The organism is Nonomuraea sp. NPDC000554 (assembly GCF_040300065.1).
Lineage (GTDB): Bacteria > Actinomycetota > Actinomycetes > Streptosporangiales > Streptosporangiaceae > Nonomuraea.
This window is the reverse complement of record NZ_JBEPDC010000034.1, coordinates 23,189-40,313: the sequence shown is the minus strand read 5'-3', so window position 1 is coordinate 40,313 and position 17,125 is coordinate 23,189. Positions and strand designations below refer to the sequence as shown.

The following is a 17,125-nucleotide window of genomic DNA, read 5'->3' as shown; positions in this document are numbered from 1 at the left end:
CACGGCGGAGCTCCTTCGTTCCGGTGCTCGTCGGCCCCCGATACGGTTGGAGGATGGCCAAGGTCACGCTGCAGACGATCGCCGACAGGTTGGGCGTGTCACGGGCCACCGTGTCGTACGCGTTCTCGCGTCCCGACCAGGTGAGCGAGGGGCTGCGGCAGCGGGTCATGGAGGTGGCCGAGGAGCTCGGCTACGCCGGGCCGAACCCCACCGCGCGGTCGTTGCGCCTCGGCCGGGCGGGCGCGCTCGGCCTGCTGTTCAGCGAGACGCTGCCGTACGCCTTCGCCGACCCCTACGCGATCGGGTTCTTCCAGGGCCTCGCCACCGCCGCCGAGGACGCGGGCGTCGGGCTGCTCATCCTGCCCATGCCGCACGGCGACCGGCGCACCGAGCCGGTGCGCGACGCCGTGGTCGACGCCTTCTGCGTGGTGTCGCTGCCCGACGGGCACCCGGCGCTGGCCGAGGTTCTCGGACGGAAGCTGCCCGTCGTGATCGTCGATGAGCCGTACGTCCCCGGCCACCCCTTCCTGGGGATCGACGAGCCCGCGGCGGGGGCCGAGGCGGCGCGGCACGTCCTGGAGCTGGGGCATCGGCGGGTCGGCGTGGCCATGGTCGGCCTGCACGACGACGGCTACTCCGGCTGGTGCGACCTGGAGCGGCAGCGACGGGTGGCCTTCGAGGCGATGCGCGCGCGGCTCGGCGGCTACCGCGCGGCGTGCGAGGAGGCGGGGGTCGACTGGGGCGGGGTGCCGTTCTTCGAGGTGCCGAGGAACTCTCGCGAATCGGGCAGGAAGGCCGGGCACGCGCTGCTGGCCGTCGATCCACGTCCCACCGCGATCCTCACCAACACCGACGTGCTGGCGCTCGGCGTCCTCGACGCCGCCGCCGACCTGGGGCTGGACGTGCCACGCGAGCTGTCGGTGGTCGGCTTCTCCGACAGCGGCGCGGAGGAGGCTGGGCTCACCACGATCAGGCAGCCGAAACGGGAGATGGGCCAGGCGGCCGGGCGCATCCTGCTGTCAGGCGGGCGCGCGGCCCCCGAACGCCAGCTTCTCCCCCACCGACTGGTCGTCCGCCGCTCAACCGCGCCTCCCCCGGTTGATCACGTCAGCGGGTGACTCCACCTCGGCTCCCCGCCCTGGAGGAGGCCGCCGACCGGCCCCCTCAGACCTGACCTGCCACGGATCCCGGGCGCGTAAAGATCCCGGCAATCCGGCCATGTCGGGGTGGTTGGGCGTCGGGCGGGTCGGCGAGCATGGCCGGCGTGACGCGCAATCCGGGCCGGATCGCGGACTCGCTGCTCCTGCTGGGGCTCACGACGGTCAGCGGGATGGTGGACGCGATCGCCTATCTGAGCCTCGGGCACGTCTTCGTCGCCAACATGACCGGGAACACCGTGATCCTGGGCTTGGCCATCGGCGGCACGCCCGACTTCAGCACGCTCGGCTGCCTGGTCGCGCTGGTGGCCTTCGCCGCCGGGGCCATCGTCTCCGGACGCCTGGCCAAGGCGCTCCACCACCGGTGGCTGCTGATCTCGCTGCTGGCCGAGTCCGCGCTGCTGGCGGCGGCCACCGCCGTCGCGTTCGCCGACGCCCGCGCCCAGTACCCGATCATCGCGGCCCTGGGCCTGGCCATGGGGATGCGCACCGCGACCGTCCGCCTGGCGGGGGTGTCGGACATCACCACCACGGTGATCACGAGCACCCTCGCCTGGCTCGGCGCGACCTCGTCGCTGGCGGGCGGCGACAGCGCGGGGGCCGCCCGCAGGCTCGGCGCGATCGTCGTCTTCCTGGCGGGCGCGACCGCCGGCGCCTGGCTCGTGCCGCGCACCGGCCCGGCCGTCGCGCTGCTGGTGGCGACGGCCGTCGAGATCCTGGTCACGCTGGCCTACACGATCCTCCCCAAACCGCCCACCCCGTCAGCCGCACGCCCCCGCTGACGACCTCCGTCTGTCGTCGATGGGCGGGCCCGCCAGAGGGGCCACCTCCCAGACGATGTCTCACCCCAGGGCCCCGGCGGTGGCCGCCGTCCTCGAGAAGCCCGGGGGTGGGCGCGGCAACCGCTTACCCCCAGCCCCAGGGATTACGGTGCTCGGCCGCCGCAAATCCCGGGTTCCGCGGGCGGTCGCATCGCTACAGTTGATCTCCCCCCAACCGAGGATGGCTGCATGGCGGAGATCATCGAGGTCCGTACGACGGTCGTGGGTCACGACAAGGCTGTCGAGCTGACCCAGCGCCTCCTCCTGTCGGGGCTGGCCACCTCCGTCGACATCTCCCAGGCGACGCCTGCCGGGGAGGACGTCACCTGGCAGCTCGCCATCGCCACCACCGAGGACCTCCTTCCGGCACTGCACGAGCACCTCAGCGAATCGACGCTCTGAGGAAACGGGGCCGGGCGTCCACTCCATCGACCTGTAGGCATAGCCTGGATTTTGTCGGGTCATATATTCATGCGCGGCGATCCGCACGACGTTCCATGACGGCGATGACATCCCAGACATCCCGGCGACCGCATCTGAGCCAGTTGCCCGCCGATGTGACCAGTTTTGTCGGGCGTCGGCACGAGGTGGCCGAGGCCAAGCGGCTGCTGTCCCACTCGCGCATCGTCACGTTCACCGGCCCCGGCGGAGTCGGCAAGACGCGGCTCGGGCTGCGGGTGGCGGCCGAGGTGTCGCGGGCCTTCCCGAACGGCGTCCGGCTGGTCGAGCTGGCCGCGCTGAACGACCCCGGCATGCTGGGCCAGACCGTGGCCGAGTCGCTGGAGGTGCGCGACTGGTCGTCGAGGCCGCCTCTGGACGTCCTCGCCGACCATCTCAAGGACAAGCGGATGCTGCTGGTCCTGGACAACTGCGAGCACCTGTTGCACGCGTGCACGGTGCTGGTGGAGACGCTCACCCGGGCCGCGCCGGAGCTGCGCGTTCTCGCCACCAGCAGGCAGGTGCTGGGCGTCAGCGGCGAACAGGTCCTCGCCGTGCCCGCGATGAATCTGCCCGACAGGGACGACAGCCCGCTGCCGCCGCAGTCCCTGATGCGCTATGACGCGGTCCGCCTGTTCGCCGAGCGCGTCGCGGCCGTCCTTCCCGGGTTCGCGGTGACGGAGGACAACCAGCAGACGGTCGAGCGGATCTGTCGCAGGCTGGACGGCATACCACTGGCGATCGAGCTGGCCGCGGTGCGGTTGCGGATGTTGTCGCTCACCGAGTTGCTGGACCGGCTGGACGAGCGCTTCCAGCTGCTCACCGCCGGCTCGCGGGCGGTGCTCCCCCGCCACAGGACCCTGCGCGCCCTGATCGACTGGAGCTACGAGCTGTGCACGGAGCAGGAGCGCCTGCTGTGGGCGCGGGTCGCGGTGTTCGCCGGGGGCCTCGATCTTGAGGCGGCCGAGGAGGTCTGTTCCGGGGACGGGATCGCCAGAGGGGAGGTCCTGGACCTGGTGATCGGGCTGGTGGACAAGTCCATCCTGATCACCGACGAGCAGACCCCGTCGATGCGCTACCGGCTGCTCGACACGATCCAGCATTACGGCAGGGAACGGCTGAAGGACTCGGGTCAGGAATCCGCGATGCGGCACCGACACAGGGAGTACTACCGGCACCTCGCGGCGAGGGCGGTAGTGGGACGCTTCGGCGCGGATCAGGCCACCTGCTTCACCTCGCTCCATCGGGACCACTCCAACATGCGGACCGCCCTGGACCACTGCTTCGCCACCGGCGACACCGGTACGGGCCTGGAGATGGCGACGGATCTCGCCTACCACTGGATCACGAGCTACTACATGAAGGAGGGCCAGCGCTGGCTGGAGCTGGGTCTGGCTGCGGAGACCGAGCCGAGCGAGAGGCGGGCCATGGCGCTGTGGGCGGCCGGCTGGCTGGCCATCATCCAGGGCGAGCTCGACACCGCCGAGAAGATGCTGGCGGAGAGCCGGGACCTGGGTGAGCGGCTGGGCCTGGAGCGCGTGCTCGCCTACGTCGCGATCTTCTGGGGCGGCATCATCCTCTACCGCGGGGACACCGACAAGGCGATCGCGAACTACCAGGAGGCCGCGGCCCGTTCCCAGGCCATCGGCGATCCTCTGGGGCAGTCGCTGGCGCATCTGCGGCTCTGCCTGGCGTACTCCCTCACCGGCGACTCCTCCGCCGCGATCGAGAACGGGGAGCGGTGCCTGGCGGTGAGCGACGCCTACGGGGAGAGCTGGCACCGGGCGCGCGGGGAGCTGGCGCTCGGCCTGGAGTACTGGCGCCAGGGCGACCTCGCCCAGGCGGTCGAGCTGGAGGAGGGCAGTCTCCGCTACAACCGCTCGGTCGACGATCTGCTCGGTGTCGGCATGAACCTCGAGGTGCTGTCCTGGATCGCCGCCACCGAGAAGCGGTTCCAACGGGCAGGCCGGCTGCTGGGCGCCATCCAGGTCATCTGGGGCGAGATGGGCACGCCCATGGCGAGCTTCGCCTATCTGATGCGCTACCACGACGCGTGCGAGTCCAGCGTCCGGGCCGCTCTGGGGGAGTCGGCGTTCCAGTCCGCGCTCAAACAGGGTGCCAGGCTCTCCATCGACGAGGCGATCGTCCTCGCCCTGGAAGAGGAGGCTCCGCAGGAGCCCGCGGAGCCGTCCGGGGAGCCGTCGCCGCTGACCGCGCGGGAGACCGAGATCGCCCAGCTCGTCGCCCAGGGCATGAGCAACAAGGAGATCGCCGCCACCCTGGTGATCGCCCAGCGCACCGCTGAGGGGCACATCGAGCACATCCTGAGCAAGCTCGGCTTCACCTCGCGCGCCCAGATCGCGGTGTGGATCGGAGAGCGGAACCAGGCCGCAGGCAAGCCGGACGCCGCAACGCCGTGACGGCACGCACCGACGCGACAGGATGATCCCAGCACGGCGCCCGCGCGTCCGCTTTGAAGCATTACAGAGTGGCATGTCGGTAAAGTGAGGCTTGACCGTAGATGACTGGTAGTAGATAACGGTATTCCGGCACGGGCAGCAAACCCGGACTCTCGGAGACGCCGATGACGAGTGTCGCCAGTCCCATGGTCGGACGTGAAGCGCAGTTGCGAGCGCTCCTCGACGCGGTCACCCAACCGCCCGCCGTGGCCCTGGTGGAGGGCGAGGCGGGGATCGGCAAGACTCGGCTGGTGCGGGCGGCCATCGACGTCCTGCGCGACGGCGGGCGCACCGTGCTGCTCGGCCACTGCCACCAGCTCAGGGAGCCGTTCCCGTACGGCCCGGTGTTCGACGCGCTGCGCCACGTCGCCGCCGCCCTGCCCGCGACGGAGGCGCTCAACCCGGTGACCGGGGCACTGCGCGGCTACCTCCCCGAACTGGCCGGGCACCTGCCGCCGTCACCACCGCCACCGCCGGTCGACGACCCGCGAGCCGAGCGGCACCGCCTGTTCCGAGCGGTCCGCGCGCTGCTGGACGCCGTGGCGCCCGCCGTGCTGGTCGTAGAGGACCTGCACTGGGCCGACGACGGCACCCGGGACCTGCTGCGGTTCCTCACCGACCACCCGCCCGAGGGCCTGGCGCTCGTGGTGACCTTCCGGCGCGAGGACCTGCCCGTGCCCGGGCTGCCGTTGGGCCACGCCTACCGGCATCCGCCGGGCGCCAACAGCCTGGTGATCTCGCTCAAGCCGTTGGACGTCGAGTCCGTCAGAACGCTGACCAGCGCGCTGCTCGGCCGCTCCCAGGTAACGGAGCGCTTCGCCGCCCGGCTGCGCGAGCGGACCGCCGGTGTGCCGTTCCTCATCGAGGAGGTCGTCCGCTCGCTGCTCGACGGCGACGGCCAGTTCCCCGGCGGTGTGGAGGAGCCGGAGGCGCTCGACCGCGTCGCGGTGCCGCTGCTCCTCCGCGAGGCGATGGCGGAGCAGCTCGCAGGGCTGTCGCCGGCCGCGCTGCACGCGGTGCACGCCGCCGCCGTGCTCAAGCTGCCCGCCGACGAACCGCTGATCGCCGCCGTCTCCGGCATCGCCGCCCCCTCCAGGTCGGGCCTGCGCGAGGCGCTCAAGGCGGGCGTCCTGATGGAGCACCCCGACAGCCATTACGGGTTCCGCCACGCGCTCGCCCAGCAGGCCGTCTACGACGCGATCCCCGGCCCCGACAGGCGGCTCACCCACAGGCGGGCCATGCCGGCGCTCGCCGCGCTGGACCCGCCGCCCCTGGTGCAGCTCGCCTACCACGCCAGGCGCGCGGGCGAGTACGAGGCGTGGCGGCGGTACGGCGGCGCCGCCGCGGACCAGGCGGCGGCGCTGGGCGACGTCCCGCTCGCGGTCGAGCTGCTGGAGGGCATGCTGGCGGACCCCAAGCTGCCGCGCGACGCCCGCGGCCCGCTGGCCCTCCAGCTCAGCCGGCTCGCGGCGATCGGGCTCTCCCACCGGCGTGCCGTGCGGATGCTCCGTCACCTGCTGTCGGACGACTTTCTGTCCAGGGAGGTCCGCGGGGAGGCCAGGCTGAACTTGGGCGTGCTGCTGTCCAACCAGGCGGGTGCCATCGCGGCGGGACGCCAGGAGGTCCTCGCCGCGCTCCCCGACCTGGACGGCAGGCCCGGCATCGCCGCCAGAGGGCTGGCCCTGCTGGCGATGCCGACCTGGGGCCGCGAGCCGATCGCCACCCACAAGAAGTGGATGGACCAGGCCGAGAGCCTCCTCGTCGCCGTCGCCGACGAGGACCGCGAGCTGACGGCCACGGTGTACGCCAACAGGGTCACCTTCGCCATGCTCGTGGGCTCACCCGACGCCTTCGCGCTGGCCGACACGCTCCCCGTGAACGACCCGTCGGCGGCGGTGCGCAGGCAGGTCGCGCGCGCCTACTCCAACCTGTGCGACGCGGCGACCGCGCTCGGCCACTACGGCCCGGCCGACCGGTTCGCCAGCGAGGGCAGGCGGATCGCCGAGGAGTCCGGCGCCCTGTACCCCGCCTACCTGGTGGAGGTCTCGTCGATCAGACTCGACTGGCTGACCGGGCGCTGGGACGGCCTTCGGGAGCGGGCGGCCGCGGTGGTCGAGATGACCCCCGAAACGCCGCTGCTCGGCGTGGACGCCCCGCTGGTCCTCGGCATGCTGGCGTTGGCCAGGGGCGAGTGGGAGGAGGCCGGGGAACGCCTGGAGGCGGCCGGCCCGCGCGACCCGGACTCGGCCTTCCTCCCGGTCGCCGCCGCCGCCTCCGGCGGGCTGGTCGAGTTACACCTGATCCGCGACTCCGTGGACGCCGCGCTGTCGGAGGCCGACAGCGCGGTCACCAGGCTGCGACGCAAGGGCGTATGGGTGTGGGGCGAGCAGGTGGTGCCGGCGGCCGTCACCGCGCTGCTCAGGGCCGGGCACCCCGGCCAGGCCGCCGAGCTGGTGGCCGAGTTCGCGGCGGGCATCGAGGGCACGACCGCGCCGGCGGCCGAGGCTGCGCTGGAGTCGGCACGCGGAGCGCTGGCCGCAGCGGAGGGCCGCTTCGAGGAGGCCGCCCGCCGCCACGGCCGGGCCCGCGCCGCCTACGAGGCGATGCCGAGGCCGTACGGGGCGGCGCGGGCGGCGGAGGCCGAGGCGGGCGCGCGACTCGAACTCGGCGACAGGGAGACCGCGGCGGAGATCATCGCCCACGCGGGCGAGCGGTACACCGTGCTCGGCGCCACCCACGACGCGGCACGCTGCCGCCATCTGCTGCGGGAGATCGGCGCGGACAGCCGGCCGCGCGGGGGCAGGAAGGCCCGCGGGGTGCTGTCGCCGAGGGAGAGCGAGGTGGCCAGGCTGGTCGCGCTCGGCCAGACCAACAGGGAGATCGCCGAGGTGCTGTTCCTGTCGCGCCGTACGGTCGACACGCACGTGGCGCGGGTGCTGCAGAAACTCGGCGTCCGCACCCGCAACGAGGTGCCTCCCCCTCCATGGAGCGAAGCCCCGGCCGGATGACCGGCCGGGGCTGTGGTGCCGTGTGTCAGACGGTGATGCTCCAGGTGTCCAGGCGACCGGTGTCACCCGCGTAGACGTCGCTGACCTCGAGCACCCAGGTGCCCGCAGCCTGCTGGCTCACCGGGACCGAGTACGTCCTGGTGCCGTACGAGGTGCAGCTGGTGCCGCCGTACCTGTCGACCGCGTACCACTGGCCGTTCGGCCCGCGGAGCCAGATGTCGAGATCCTCCGCGCAGGTGTGGTTGATGGTGACCGACAGCTTGACCGGCGAGACCGCCGAGCCCGTCGCCGTGGAGGTGATCGGGCTCTGCACGGTGCTGTAGTCGTTGATGGCGTAGTCGGTGCCGTTGGTGAACGTCCTGCCGCCCGAGGTGCCCTGCACCGTGAGCGCGTAGGTCGTGGTGTGCGTCGCCGTCTCGCCGGTGCCGGTCACGGTCACGTTGTACGAGCCGGCGGGCGTGGTCGGCGCGGTCGAGATCGTCAGGGTGGACGTGCCGCCCGAGGTCACCGAGGCCGGGTTGAAGGCGGCCGTGGCACCCGTGGGGAGGCCGCTCGCGGCCAGGTTCACGGCCTGCGCGGTGCCGGACGTCGTGGTGGTGCGGATCGTGGTGGTGGCCGCGGAGCCGGCCTGCACCGTGCCGGACGCCGGGCTGGCCGAGATCGAGAAGTCACGCGTCGAGGTGCCGCCGACCTGGAGAGTGAAGATCGCGGTGTGCGTGAGCGACCCCGTGCCGGTGACGGTGATCTGGTAGGTGCCCTGCGCCGCCGAGGAGCCGATGGACAGGGTCAGGGCGGAGGAGTTGCCGGAGGTGACCGACGACGGGTTGAAGCTCGCCGTGACGCCGCTGGGCAGCCCGGACGCGGTCAGGTTGACCGTCTGGGCGCTACCGGACGTGGTCTGGGTGTTGACCGTGGCGGTCACCTGCTGCCCAGGCTGCCCACTGCCGGTCGACGGGTTGAGCGAGAGCGCGAAGTCGTTGGTCGAGGTGCCGCAGGCAGGCTCGCCCGACTGCGCCGCCACGCTCACCGCGCTCCACGCCGCCTTGGTGGTGTTGCACTCGGCACTGTTGGCGCCGAACAGCTCGATCGCGGCCGCGACGGAGGCCGCGCGGGCGTTGGTGTAGCGCCAGGACGAGGTCTTGCGGTTCAGGGCGCCCAGGTAGATCTGGCCGGCCTTCTGCACGCCGACGCCGGTCACCGACGCCGGACCGCCGGAGCAGATCGGGCTGGACGGCTTGCCGCCACCGGGGTTGCTGCCCTCGGCCAGCAGGTAGAACCAGTGGTTCAGCGGACCGGCCGCCGCGTGCACCTCGGTGTTGGGGATCGAGGAGGACCAGCAGTTCGGGTCGCCGAGCGCGCTCGGGTTGTACATGTTGCGGATCGGCCCTTGGCCGACGAGGTCCACCTCCTCGCCGACGAGGTAGTCCGGCGGGTCGTTGGGGTTGTTGGCGTAGTGCTCGGTGAGGGCGCCGAAGATGTCACCGGTGCCCTCGTTGATGCCGCCGTTCTCGTTGCCGGAACCGGCCCCGCCGGGCGTGGTCTGGAAGATGGCGTGCCCGAACTCGTGCGCCACCACGTCGATGTTGGTGGCCTGCCGGTCGTTGGCCTGGTTGTGGCCGAAGTTGGTGTAGCTGCCGTTCCAGTAGGCGTTGACGTCGCTGAGGCCGACGCGCGCGCCGAAGCCCCTGCCGCTGCCGTCGATGCCGTTACGGCCGAGCCAGTCACGCAGCATGTCCCACTCGCGCTGGACGGAGTAGAGCGCGTCGACGCAGGCAGTCTCCAGGTTGGTGCCCTGGCCGTTGCCCCACGCGTCGTCGGGGCCGGTGTAGGCGGTGCCGCCCTGCCCGCCGCACTGGATGCCGGGCCTGGTCGAGTCGGTCATCGAGTACGAGCTGCCGGAGCCGCTCGTGTTGATGGTGACCTGCCCGTAGTAGTAGCTGTTGCCGCTGCCCTCGCGCACGTCGTCGTAGGAGTCGGCGATCTTGCCGGTGCGGGCGTCCACGAACACGTGCTGGATGCTCGGCTTGCCCTTGGCCAGGCCGCTGACGACGGCCTCCCAGGTCAGCCTGGGCTTCGCGCCCCAGGCGAGCACCACCAGGCGCGGGGCGGCGGAGTCGTCGACGCGCGAGAGCCGGCCCTTCGCCACCTCGGTGGCCTGCTCCGCGCTGATCCTGGCCTCGGTCTGCACGTCCTGGCTGTTCGGCCCGGCCGCTGCGACGGTGTCACGGACGCGGCCCGCCGAGTCGGTGACGACGACCGCGTCCCCGCCGACCACCGGCAGTCCCTTGTAGGTGCGCTCGTAGCCGACGAAGTACATGTCGCTGGTGCCGCGGGTGACCGACACCCGGCGGTACGCCTCGTCAGGTCCCTTGGCCAGCTTGTCAAGCCCGCTGGCGACGGCCTTGTCGGCGACAGCCGCCGCGAGCGAGGCCGGGTCGGCCGACGCTCGTGCCTGTGCGCCGGATTCGTCCTTGTTGGCTCCGGGTGGGGCGGCGTGCGCGGGGAGAGCGGAGAGGCCCATCGCCGCGGCCGTGGCGAGTCCCACGGCCGCGGCGGCTAAGGCGGTGCGTTTCACGGGTCGTGCTCCTTTCGGCGTTTCCCGGGCACCGCGGCGTGCGCGCACGCCGGCCACCGCGCCGCAGGGATCGCCTGGGCCGCGGGGTCGACCGGGAAAGGGGGGCGGGTGAGCATGCCGTTTCACCTTGCTGCCGCCAGACGCTAGGCGCTGCGCTCAGGCCTGCACATCCGTATGTGCATCGGTAGGCATACCGATGTTTCGGTTCGCGCTGGTCACAGCTCCTCACCGACGGCCACCACGCTCGTGAGGCCGGCAGGCGCGTCGTCCGGCCGGGCGTACGAGATCAGCGCATCAGGCCGTGGCAGGCGATCGCGGCGGCGGCCACCACGTTCAGCGAGTCCACCCCCGCCTCCATCGCCGTAGCGCTCATGGGGATGCAGACAGCCTCGTCCGCCTCGTCCAGCCACCGGGACGACAACCCGTCACCCTCCGAGCCGAGCAGCAGCGCCACCCGGTCGGTCATCTTGACAGCATCTATGGGTGTGGCCGTCTGGTCAGGCGTAAGCGCGAGCATCTGGAAGCCCGCCTCCCGCAACTGCGCGAGCCCGTCATGCCAGTCGTCCATCCGCGCGTACGGGATCGAGAAGACCGCCCCCATCGACACCTTCACGGCACGGCGGTACAGGGGATCAGCGCATCGAGGCGACAGGATGATGCCGTCCACCCCCAGCGCCGCGGCGCATCTGAAGATCGCGCCAACGTTGGAGTGATCAACCAGGTCTTCGAGGACGAGAACCCGCCGAGTGTGTTGCTCGGCGACCTCCAGGATCCGCCGGGGGTCGCGTTCCAGCACCGCGTCGACGGAGGTGGGCGGGAGGCGTTCCATGGAGGCGAGCGCTCCCCTGTGCACCTGGAAACCCGCGATGCCGGACATGATGTCGTCGCTGACCACGTACACCGTCGCATCGCCGAGCACGTCCGCCAGGGACGCGAGCCAGCGCCGGGTGGTGAGGACGGACCTGATCGGGTAGCCGGCCGCGATCGCGCGCCGGATGACCTTCTCGCCCTCCGCGAGGAACAGGCCGCGTTCCGCCTCCAGGCTCTTGCGGAGTTCGACGTCCCGCAGCTGGGTGTAGTCGGCGAGGCGGGGGTCGGCGGCGTCGGTTACGTAGTCAGGCACCTTCCGATATTGCCACGAGGCGATTGACCTGCCAGACCGTGGCGTAGCAGGTGAGCACCAGGCAGAGGCCCACCAGGGTGCCCGCGCCCACCTTGGTGATCACGCTGGGGAGGCCGAGTTCGGGGCTGGGTTCGTCCACGAGGGGCCAGAGGAGGGCGCCGGCGAAGACGCCGAGCGTGGCGGCCGTGACCACCGTGCGCCGCACCCAGGGAGAGATCCGCAGCCGCTCGGGGACCGCGGCGGCGTCCATACGGGTGAGGTTGCGCCAGGACCACCAGATGACGACGGCCAGGCCCACGACCGACGACAGGTACTGCAGCAGGCGGAAGAGCCTGATCACGCCGAAGACGGAGTGGTCCATCCAGGCTCCCCAGTGGTCGACGGCCCGCAGGTGCGTGAAGGAGTCCCACAGGACGTGGCTGGCCGCGCCGACCACCGCCCCGATCACGATGGGGAGCAGGCTCTCCATCCGGGTCGACGGCAGCAGCTTCGCGGCGCGGCCCGCGAGCGAGGGCGGCAGCAGGGCGATCAGCGGGTCTCTGAAGAACGCGTGGAAGACGCCCAGGAGGACCACGACCGCCGCCAGGTCGAGGGTGTAGACGCTGCGGAGGGAGTGCCAGTCGGTGTAGTCGGGCAGGAACGGGAAGAAGATCGGCAGGTCCGGCACCATCGCACCGACCGCCAGGGCCCAGGGATCCGCCAGTTTGCGCATGCGCGGCGAGGACACCAGCGGCAGGATCGCGGCGATGTGACTGGGTGTGAACGGCACGGAATCCCCTCCCTGATCGATGGAACGTTACCCGGCGAAGCTTGCACGATCTTTACACCCAAGCCCTAAAGTTACTGTCAGTAATGGATACGTTACGTCTCGCGGTCGACGGCCGAAAGCGGGCAGTTCGGGGGGGCAAAGATGGCTGACCAGCGGGTTCATCCGCATCCGGCCGCGTCGGCCGCATGGCTGCGCGCCGCCGGCGTGGCCCGCTCCCTCTCGGTCGCCACTCTTGTATGGCTGGCGGTGGAGAGCACGCTGGGGCTGGCGGCGGGGCTGTCGGCGCATTCGGTGGCGCTGATCGGCTGGGGGCTGTCGGCGCTCGTGGAGGCGGCCGCGAGCCTCATCGTGGTGTGGCGCTTCACCGGGTCGCGGACGCTGTCGCCGGGCGCCGAGCGCACCGCGCAGCGGGCGGTCGCGGTGAGCTTCTGGGTGCTCGCCCCCTACCTGGTGATCCACGTGGCGCACGACCTGGACGCGGGCCACCGGCCGGCCCCGACCGTGCTCGGGATCGTGGTCACGTCCGTGAGCATGCTGAGCATGCCGGTGCTGGGGCTGGTCAAGCGGCGGCTCGGGCACCGGCTCGGCTCCACGGCGACGGCCGGGGAGGGCACGCAGAACCTCATTTGCGCCGCGATGGCGGCAGGCGTACTGGCGGGGCTGTGGCTCAACACGGTCGGCTGGTGGTGGGTGGATCCGGTGATGGCGGTGGCCCTGGCGGCGGTGTCCGTACGGGAGGGAACGCGGGCCTGGCGCGGTCACGCATGCTGCCACTGACGTGACGCAGCGTCATACCTGCACCAAAAGTGCTGTTTTGCACCACTGACTACACCGAGTATCGTTCCCGAAGTATTGCGGAGCTTCTCCCGCTAGGGTCTCCGGAAGGTCTCAACACACCGAAGAGGACATCGTGGGGCGACACCGCACAGACGAGCTCGATGATGATTACCGAGCCGAGGAACCGGCCCCCCGCAAGCGCCCCAGCAGCGGACGCGGCCGGGTGCTCGTCCCGCTGGCCGGGTCCGTCGCGCTCGCCGTCCTCCTCGGCGTCGCCGCGTACGTCATCTTCACCCGCGACCACGACTGCACCTCCGGAAAGCTCCCGCTCCGCGTCGTCGCCACCCCCGACATCCAGCCGGCGCTCAACAAGATCGCCGGCAACTACAACAAGGCCATGCACTCGATCGACAGTCGCTGCGTCGAGGTGACGGTGGCCAAGGAGGGCGCGTCGCGCACCGCGAACGCGCTGGCCGCGGGCAAGGCGAACGCCGACTTCTGGGTGGCGGACTCCAGCCTCGTCGTCAGCAGGCTGCGCGCCGCCACGCCGGCGGTGCCCGCGCCCGCCGGCACCGTCGCGGTCTCTCCGGTCGTGCTCGTGGCGGCGAAGTCCATGGCCACGAAGCTGCCCGAGAACCTGCAGCCGAGCTGGGCCGGGCTGATCGCGGCGGCGAACGTGGCGAACCCGGACGGCCCCGGCAAGAAGGTCCGGGTGCTCGCGCTGGACCCGCAGAAGAACTCCGCCGGGATGGCCGCGCTGCTGGCCGCCGCCGGCTCGGCCAAGAAGGCGGGCCAGGACAAGGCGCTGGTGGGCGCGTTCAAGGAGCTGTCGGGCCAGCTCGTCGCCGACCCGAGCGCGCTGATGGCCAGCCTGACCGTGAGGTCCGGCAGCAGGGTGCCGATCGGCGTCTCGTCCGAACAGACCATCTACGCCCACAACGCGAAAAAGCCCGAATCGCCGGTGGTGCCGCTCTACCCCACCGACGGCACGCTGAGCCTCGACTACCCGATCACGGTCCTGACCAAGGACCCTGCCACGCAGAAGGCCGCCACCGACTTCACGCACGACCTCAGCACCGAGTCGGCCAAGCGGACGCTGCGCGATCAAGGCTTCCGCACCCCCGACGGCCAGGCGGGCGAAGCGCTGGCGAAGGGCAAGGGCTTCGCGTCCACGGCGCCGAAGGGGCTGCCCCTCCCCGACGTCAAGACCGTGTCGGCCCTGGCACAGACCTGGTCGCGGCTGAACCTCGGCACCCGGCTGCTCACCCTGGTCGACGTCTCGGGCACGATGGCGCTGCCCGTCCCCGAGACGAACATGACGCGCATGCAGGCGATCAGCCGGATCGCCACCGAGGGCCTGGCGCTGTTCCCCGCCGACTCCGAGATCGGCGTGTGGGCGTTCTCCACCCACCTCGACGGCCAGGACAAGGACTGGCGCGAGGTCGTCTCGGTGGGCCCGCTCAGCGAGACGGTCCACGGCGTGCTCCGCAAGGACGCCCTCGCCAGGCAGTTCGCCTCCATCCAGGCCAAGGCCACGGGCGACACCGGGCTGAACGACACCCTCAAGGCCGCCTACACCGAGATGACCAAGACGTACCAGGAGGACAAGATCAACACGATCGTGGTCCTCACTGACGGCGCGGGCAACGACGACCCCGGCGGCGGCGTCAGCAACAAGCAGATCCTGACCTTCCTCAAGCAGAAGTACAACCCGAAGCGGCCGGTGAGCATCCTGCTGATCGCCTTCGGCCCGGAGGCCGCGGCGGGCAAGCAGCAGATGGACGCCGTCGCCAAGGCCACGGGCGGGGAGGCGTACATCGCCAAGGACGTGCTCCAGGTCCGCGACTTCTTCCTCCAGGGCATGCAACGCCGCATCTGCGCCCCCAACTGCGACGGGTAGCGGATTCTCCTCGCCGCTCACCGCTGGAGCGCGCCTTTTCTGCGGGCGGCGTGCGCGCCGTTGGCAGCGTGCCCCCTCTGAGCGCAGCGCAGCCGCCGTTCGCGGCGTGCCCTTTCTGAGCGCGGCGTGTGGTCCCCCTAGCGCCCCAGCCTTTCTGCGCGCGGCGCAGCCGCCGTGCGCGGCGTGCGCGCCGTTCGCGCCGTTCGCGGCGTGCGCGCCGTTCGCGGTGAGAACCCTTCCTTTACGGCCAGCAGTGGCTGGAGCCGCCCGCCGGTCGTGGCCGGGGTCTGCTGATCGATGGCACTCCAGGCCCGCGGGGCCGGGCGCCGTGACAACGCGTTCGCGGCCCATTCCACGCTTCTGTGACTCCTTGTCACATCCGCCACTCTTTTCCCAGGTCATGCCTGTTGGGCATGCTGCGGCAACCCCTGCCGCGCAGGCGGCGTCCTGTACGCGTGGGGGTTCGCCGGTGAGCGTCGGGGAGGGGCTGTCGTGCCTGGATGGCCGAGCGTCGGTCGGAGTGACGATCACCACGTGGTGGAGGCGTTGCGGCGCGCGGACACCGATGCCCCCGCCAAGCTGTACGACGCCTACGGCGAGCGGCTGTACGACTACGCCTGGACGTTGATCGGCGACAGGGACAGCGCGGCCGACGCAGTGCACGACGCGCTCGTCACCGCTCAGGGGTGCGTGGAGCGGTTGCGGGACAACGGGCGGCTGCGCCCCTGGCTGTACGCGCTGACCAGGTTCCAGGCGATGGCCCGGCTCGCGCACCGGAGCGGCGGCGAGAACGTCGCGCCGCCCGTGCTCGACGCGCCCGCGGATCCGGAGCTGGCGGAGCTGGTCCAGCAGACGCTCGGGGAGCTGAGCAGGAACGAGCGCGAGGTGCTGGAACTGTCGGTGCGGCACGGGCTGACGCCCGGCGAGGCGGGGGCCGTGCTGGGGCTGACCTCGCGGCAGGCCGCGTCCCGGCTGGGCAGGGCGCGCGACCAGTTGGAGAACGCCGCCGCGGCCGTGGTGCTGGCCAGGACGGGCCGGGCGCACTGTCCCGACCTGTCGGCGATGCTGGACTCCTGGCAGGGGCCGCTCACTCCGCTGCTGCGGCGGAGGGTGTCCGGGCACATCAGCGGGTGCGAGGTGTGCACGGAGGGGCGGCACCAGCGGGTGGCGGCCGGGCGGCTGCTCGACATGGTGCCGGTGGAGTTTCCGCCGCTGTCGCTGCGCCGCCGGGTGATCGACACCTGCGTCAACCCGGAGCGTGACCAGACCCGCACGCTGATCACCGACCGGGGCGACAGCTTCGACAGGACCGGCTTCCCCGTCGCCGTCGAGCGCCGCTCCCGCCGTCGCAGGCCGCGCAGGCTGGCGCCGGTGGTGCTGGCGGGGGTGTGCGTGGTGGCGGCGACGGCCGCGATGGCGCTGCTGAACGGCCGTGACAGCGTCGAGAGCGCGTTCCGCGCCGTCCCCGTCCCCTCGACTCCCGAGGCGGATCCGGCCAGTCCGTCCCCCGAGCCCGTGCTGGAGACCGACGCGGAGCCGACCCCGACGCCCACGCCCACGCCCACGCCGAAGTCCGCGGCCACGAATGCGCCGTCCGCGCGGCCCGCCATCAAGGTCTCGACCACCAGGCCGGCCGCGGTCCCCACGACCACCCGCCGGCAGGCCGCGCCGGGCGCCAGGCTCGCCGCGTCCTGCCCCGCCGGGATCGACGGCGTGGCCAAGGTCGGGCTGCGGGCCCGCAACGCCGCCGTCACCTGGAACGCCGCCTCCACCCAGGGCCTGGTCGTGTTCCCGGCGAGCGGCTCCATCAAGGCGGGCGGCTCGGTGGCGATCTGGGTGACGGTGGACGACCCCGGGTCGGCGGGCAGCGGCAGGGTCTCGTTCAGCTCGAACGGAGGCCGCGCGAGCTGCTCGCTCTCCTGGCAGGGGGATCAACCGCCGACCTCGGAACCTCCGACGGATTCCGCGACCCCGACCCCGCAACCCAGCGAGTCCACCACCGAACCCGCGTCGATCGCCAGCACCCGAACGGAGGCCCTTGACAACTGAGGGGTCACGTTCAGGTAGATCGTGTTTCACGGGTACACTTTTGTGACAA

General features: G+C 71.7%; 11 protein-coding genes. 8 read left to right on the top strand and 3 right to left on the bottom strand.

Features of this window, described 5'->3' with window-relative positions; translation table 11 throughout:
- Positions 1-53: 53 nt before the first annotated feature.
- The 5 genes from ABT294_RS42725 to ABT294_RS42705 all read left to right on the top strand — a co-directional run bounded on the left by ABT294_RS42725 (position 54) and on the right by ABT294_RS42705 (position 7,883).
- The gene (locus tag ABT294_RS42725) at positions 54-1,118 is read left to right on the top strand and encodes a LacI family DNA-binding transcriptional regulator (protein WP_350812190.1); all 1,065 of its coding nucleotides are present in this window, start codon (positions 54-56) and stop codon (positions 1,116-1,118) included.
- 146 nt (positions 1,119-1,264) lie between these two features.
- Positions 1,265-1,939, top strand: coding sequence for a YoaK family protein (locus ABT294_RS42720; protein WP_350812189.1), 675 nt, complete (start codon positions 1,265-1,267; stop codon positions 1,937-1,939).
- A gap of 228 nt (positions 1,940-2,167) precedes the next feature.
- Positions 2,168-2,380: a hypothetical protein gene (locus tag ABT294_RS42715; RefSeq protein ID WP_350812188.1), complete on the top strand. Its 213-nt coding sequence runs from the start codon at positions 2,168-2,170 to the stop codon at positions 2,378-2,380.
- A gap of 104 nt (positions 2,381-2,484) precedes the next feature.
- On the top strand, positions 2,485-4,836 hold the full coding sequence (locus ABT294_RS42710) for an ATP-binding protein (protein WP_350812187.1): 2,352 nt from the start codon (positions 2,485-2,487) through the stop codon (positions 4,834-4,836).
- A gap of 164 nt (positions 4,837-5,000) precedes the next feature.
- Complete coding sequence (locus ABT294_RS42705) at positions 5,001-7,883, top strand: ATP-binding protein (protein ID WP_350812186.1); 2,883 nt, start codon at positions 5,001-5,003, stop codon at positions 7,881-7,883.
- A 25-nt stretch (positions 7,884-7,908) separates the two neighbouring features.
- Here the strand turns inward: ABT294_RS42705 and ABT294_RS42700 are convergent, their stop codons facing one another.
- The 3 genes from ABT294_RS42700 to ABT294_RS42690 form a co-directional block, all read right to left on the bottom strand.
- Positions 7,909-10,458, bottom strand: coding sequence for a M4 family metallopeptidase (locus tag ABT294_RS42700; protein ID WP_350812185.1), 2,550 nt, complete (start codon positions 10,456-10,458; stop codon positions 7,909-7,911).
- 286 nt (positions 10,459-10,744) lie between these two features.
- Positions 10,745-11,581, bottom strand: a complete 837-nt coding sequence (locus ABT294_RS42695; protein WP_350812184.1) for a TrmH family RNA methyltransferase — start codon at positions 11,579-11,581, stop codon at positions 10,745-10,747.
- The gene (locus ABT294_RS42690) at positions 11,574-12,350 is read right to left on the bottom strand and encodes a DUF4184 family protein (protein ID WP_350812183.1); all 777 of its coding nucleotides are present in this window, start codon (positions 12,348-12,350) and stop codon (positions 11,574-11,576) included. Before ABT294_RS42690 ends, ABT294_RS42695 begins: the two co-directional genes overlap by 8 nt.
- A 141-nt stretch (positions 12,351-12,491) precedes the next feature.
- On the opposite strand from ABT294_RS42690, the gene ABT294_RS42685 reads away from it, so the two are divergent.
- From ABT294_RS42685 to ABT294_RS42675, 3 genes are all read left to right on the top strand, one after another.
- Positions 12,492-13,127, top strand: a complete 636-nt coding sequence (locus ABT294_RS42685) for a cation efflux transmembrane domain-containing protein (protein WP_350812182.1) — start codon at positions 12,492-12,494, stop codon at positions 13,125-13,127.
- A 133-nt stretch (positions 13,128-13,260) separates the two neighbouring features.
- Positions 13,261-15,027 (top strand): substrate-binding domain-containing protein, encoded by a 1,767-nt coding sequence (locus tag ABT294_RS42680; protein WP_350812181.1) that lies wholly within the window; start codon positions 13,261-13,263, stop codon positions 15,025-15,027.
- A gap of 534 nt (positions 15,028-15,561) precedes the next feature.
- Entirely contained in the window at positions 15,562-17,076 is a 1,515-nt protein-coding gene (locus ABT294_RS42675; RefSeq protein ID WP_350812180.1) for an RNA polymerase sigma factor, read from the top strand.
- The last annotated feature ends 49 nt before the right edge of the window (positions 17,077-17,125 follow it).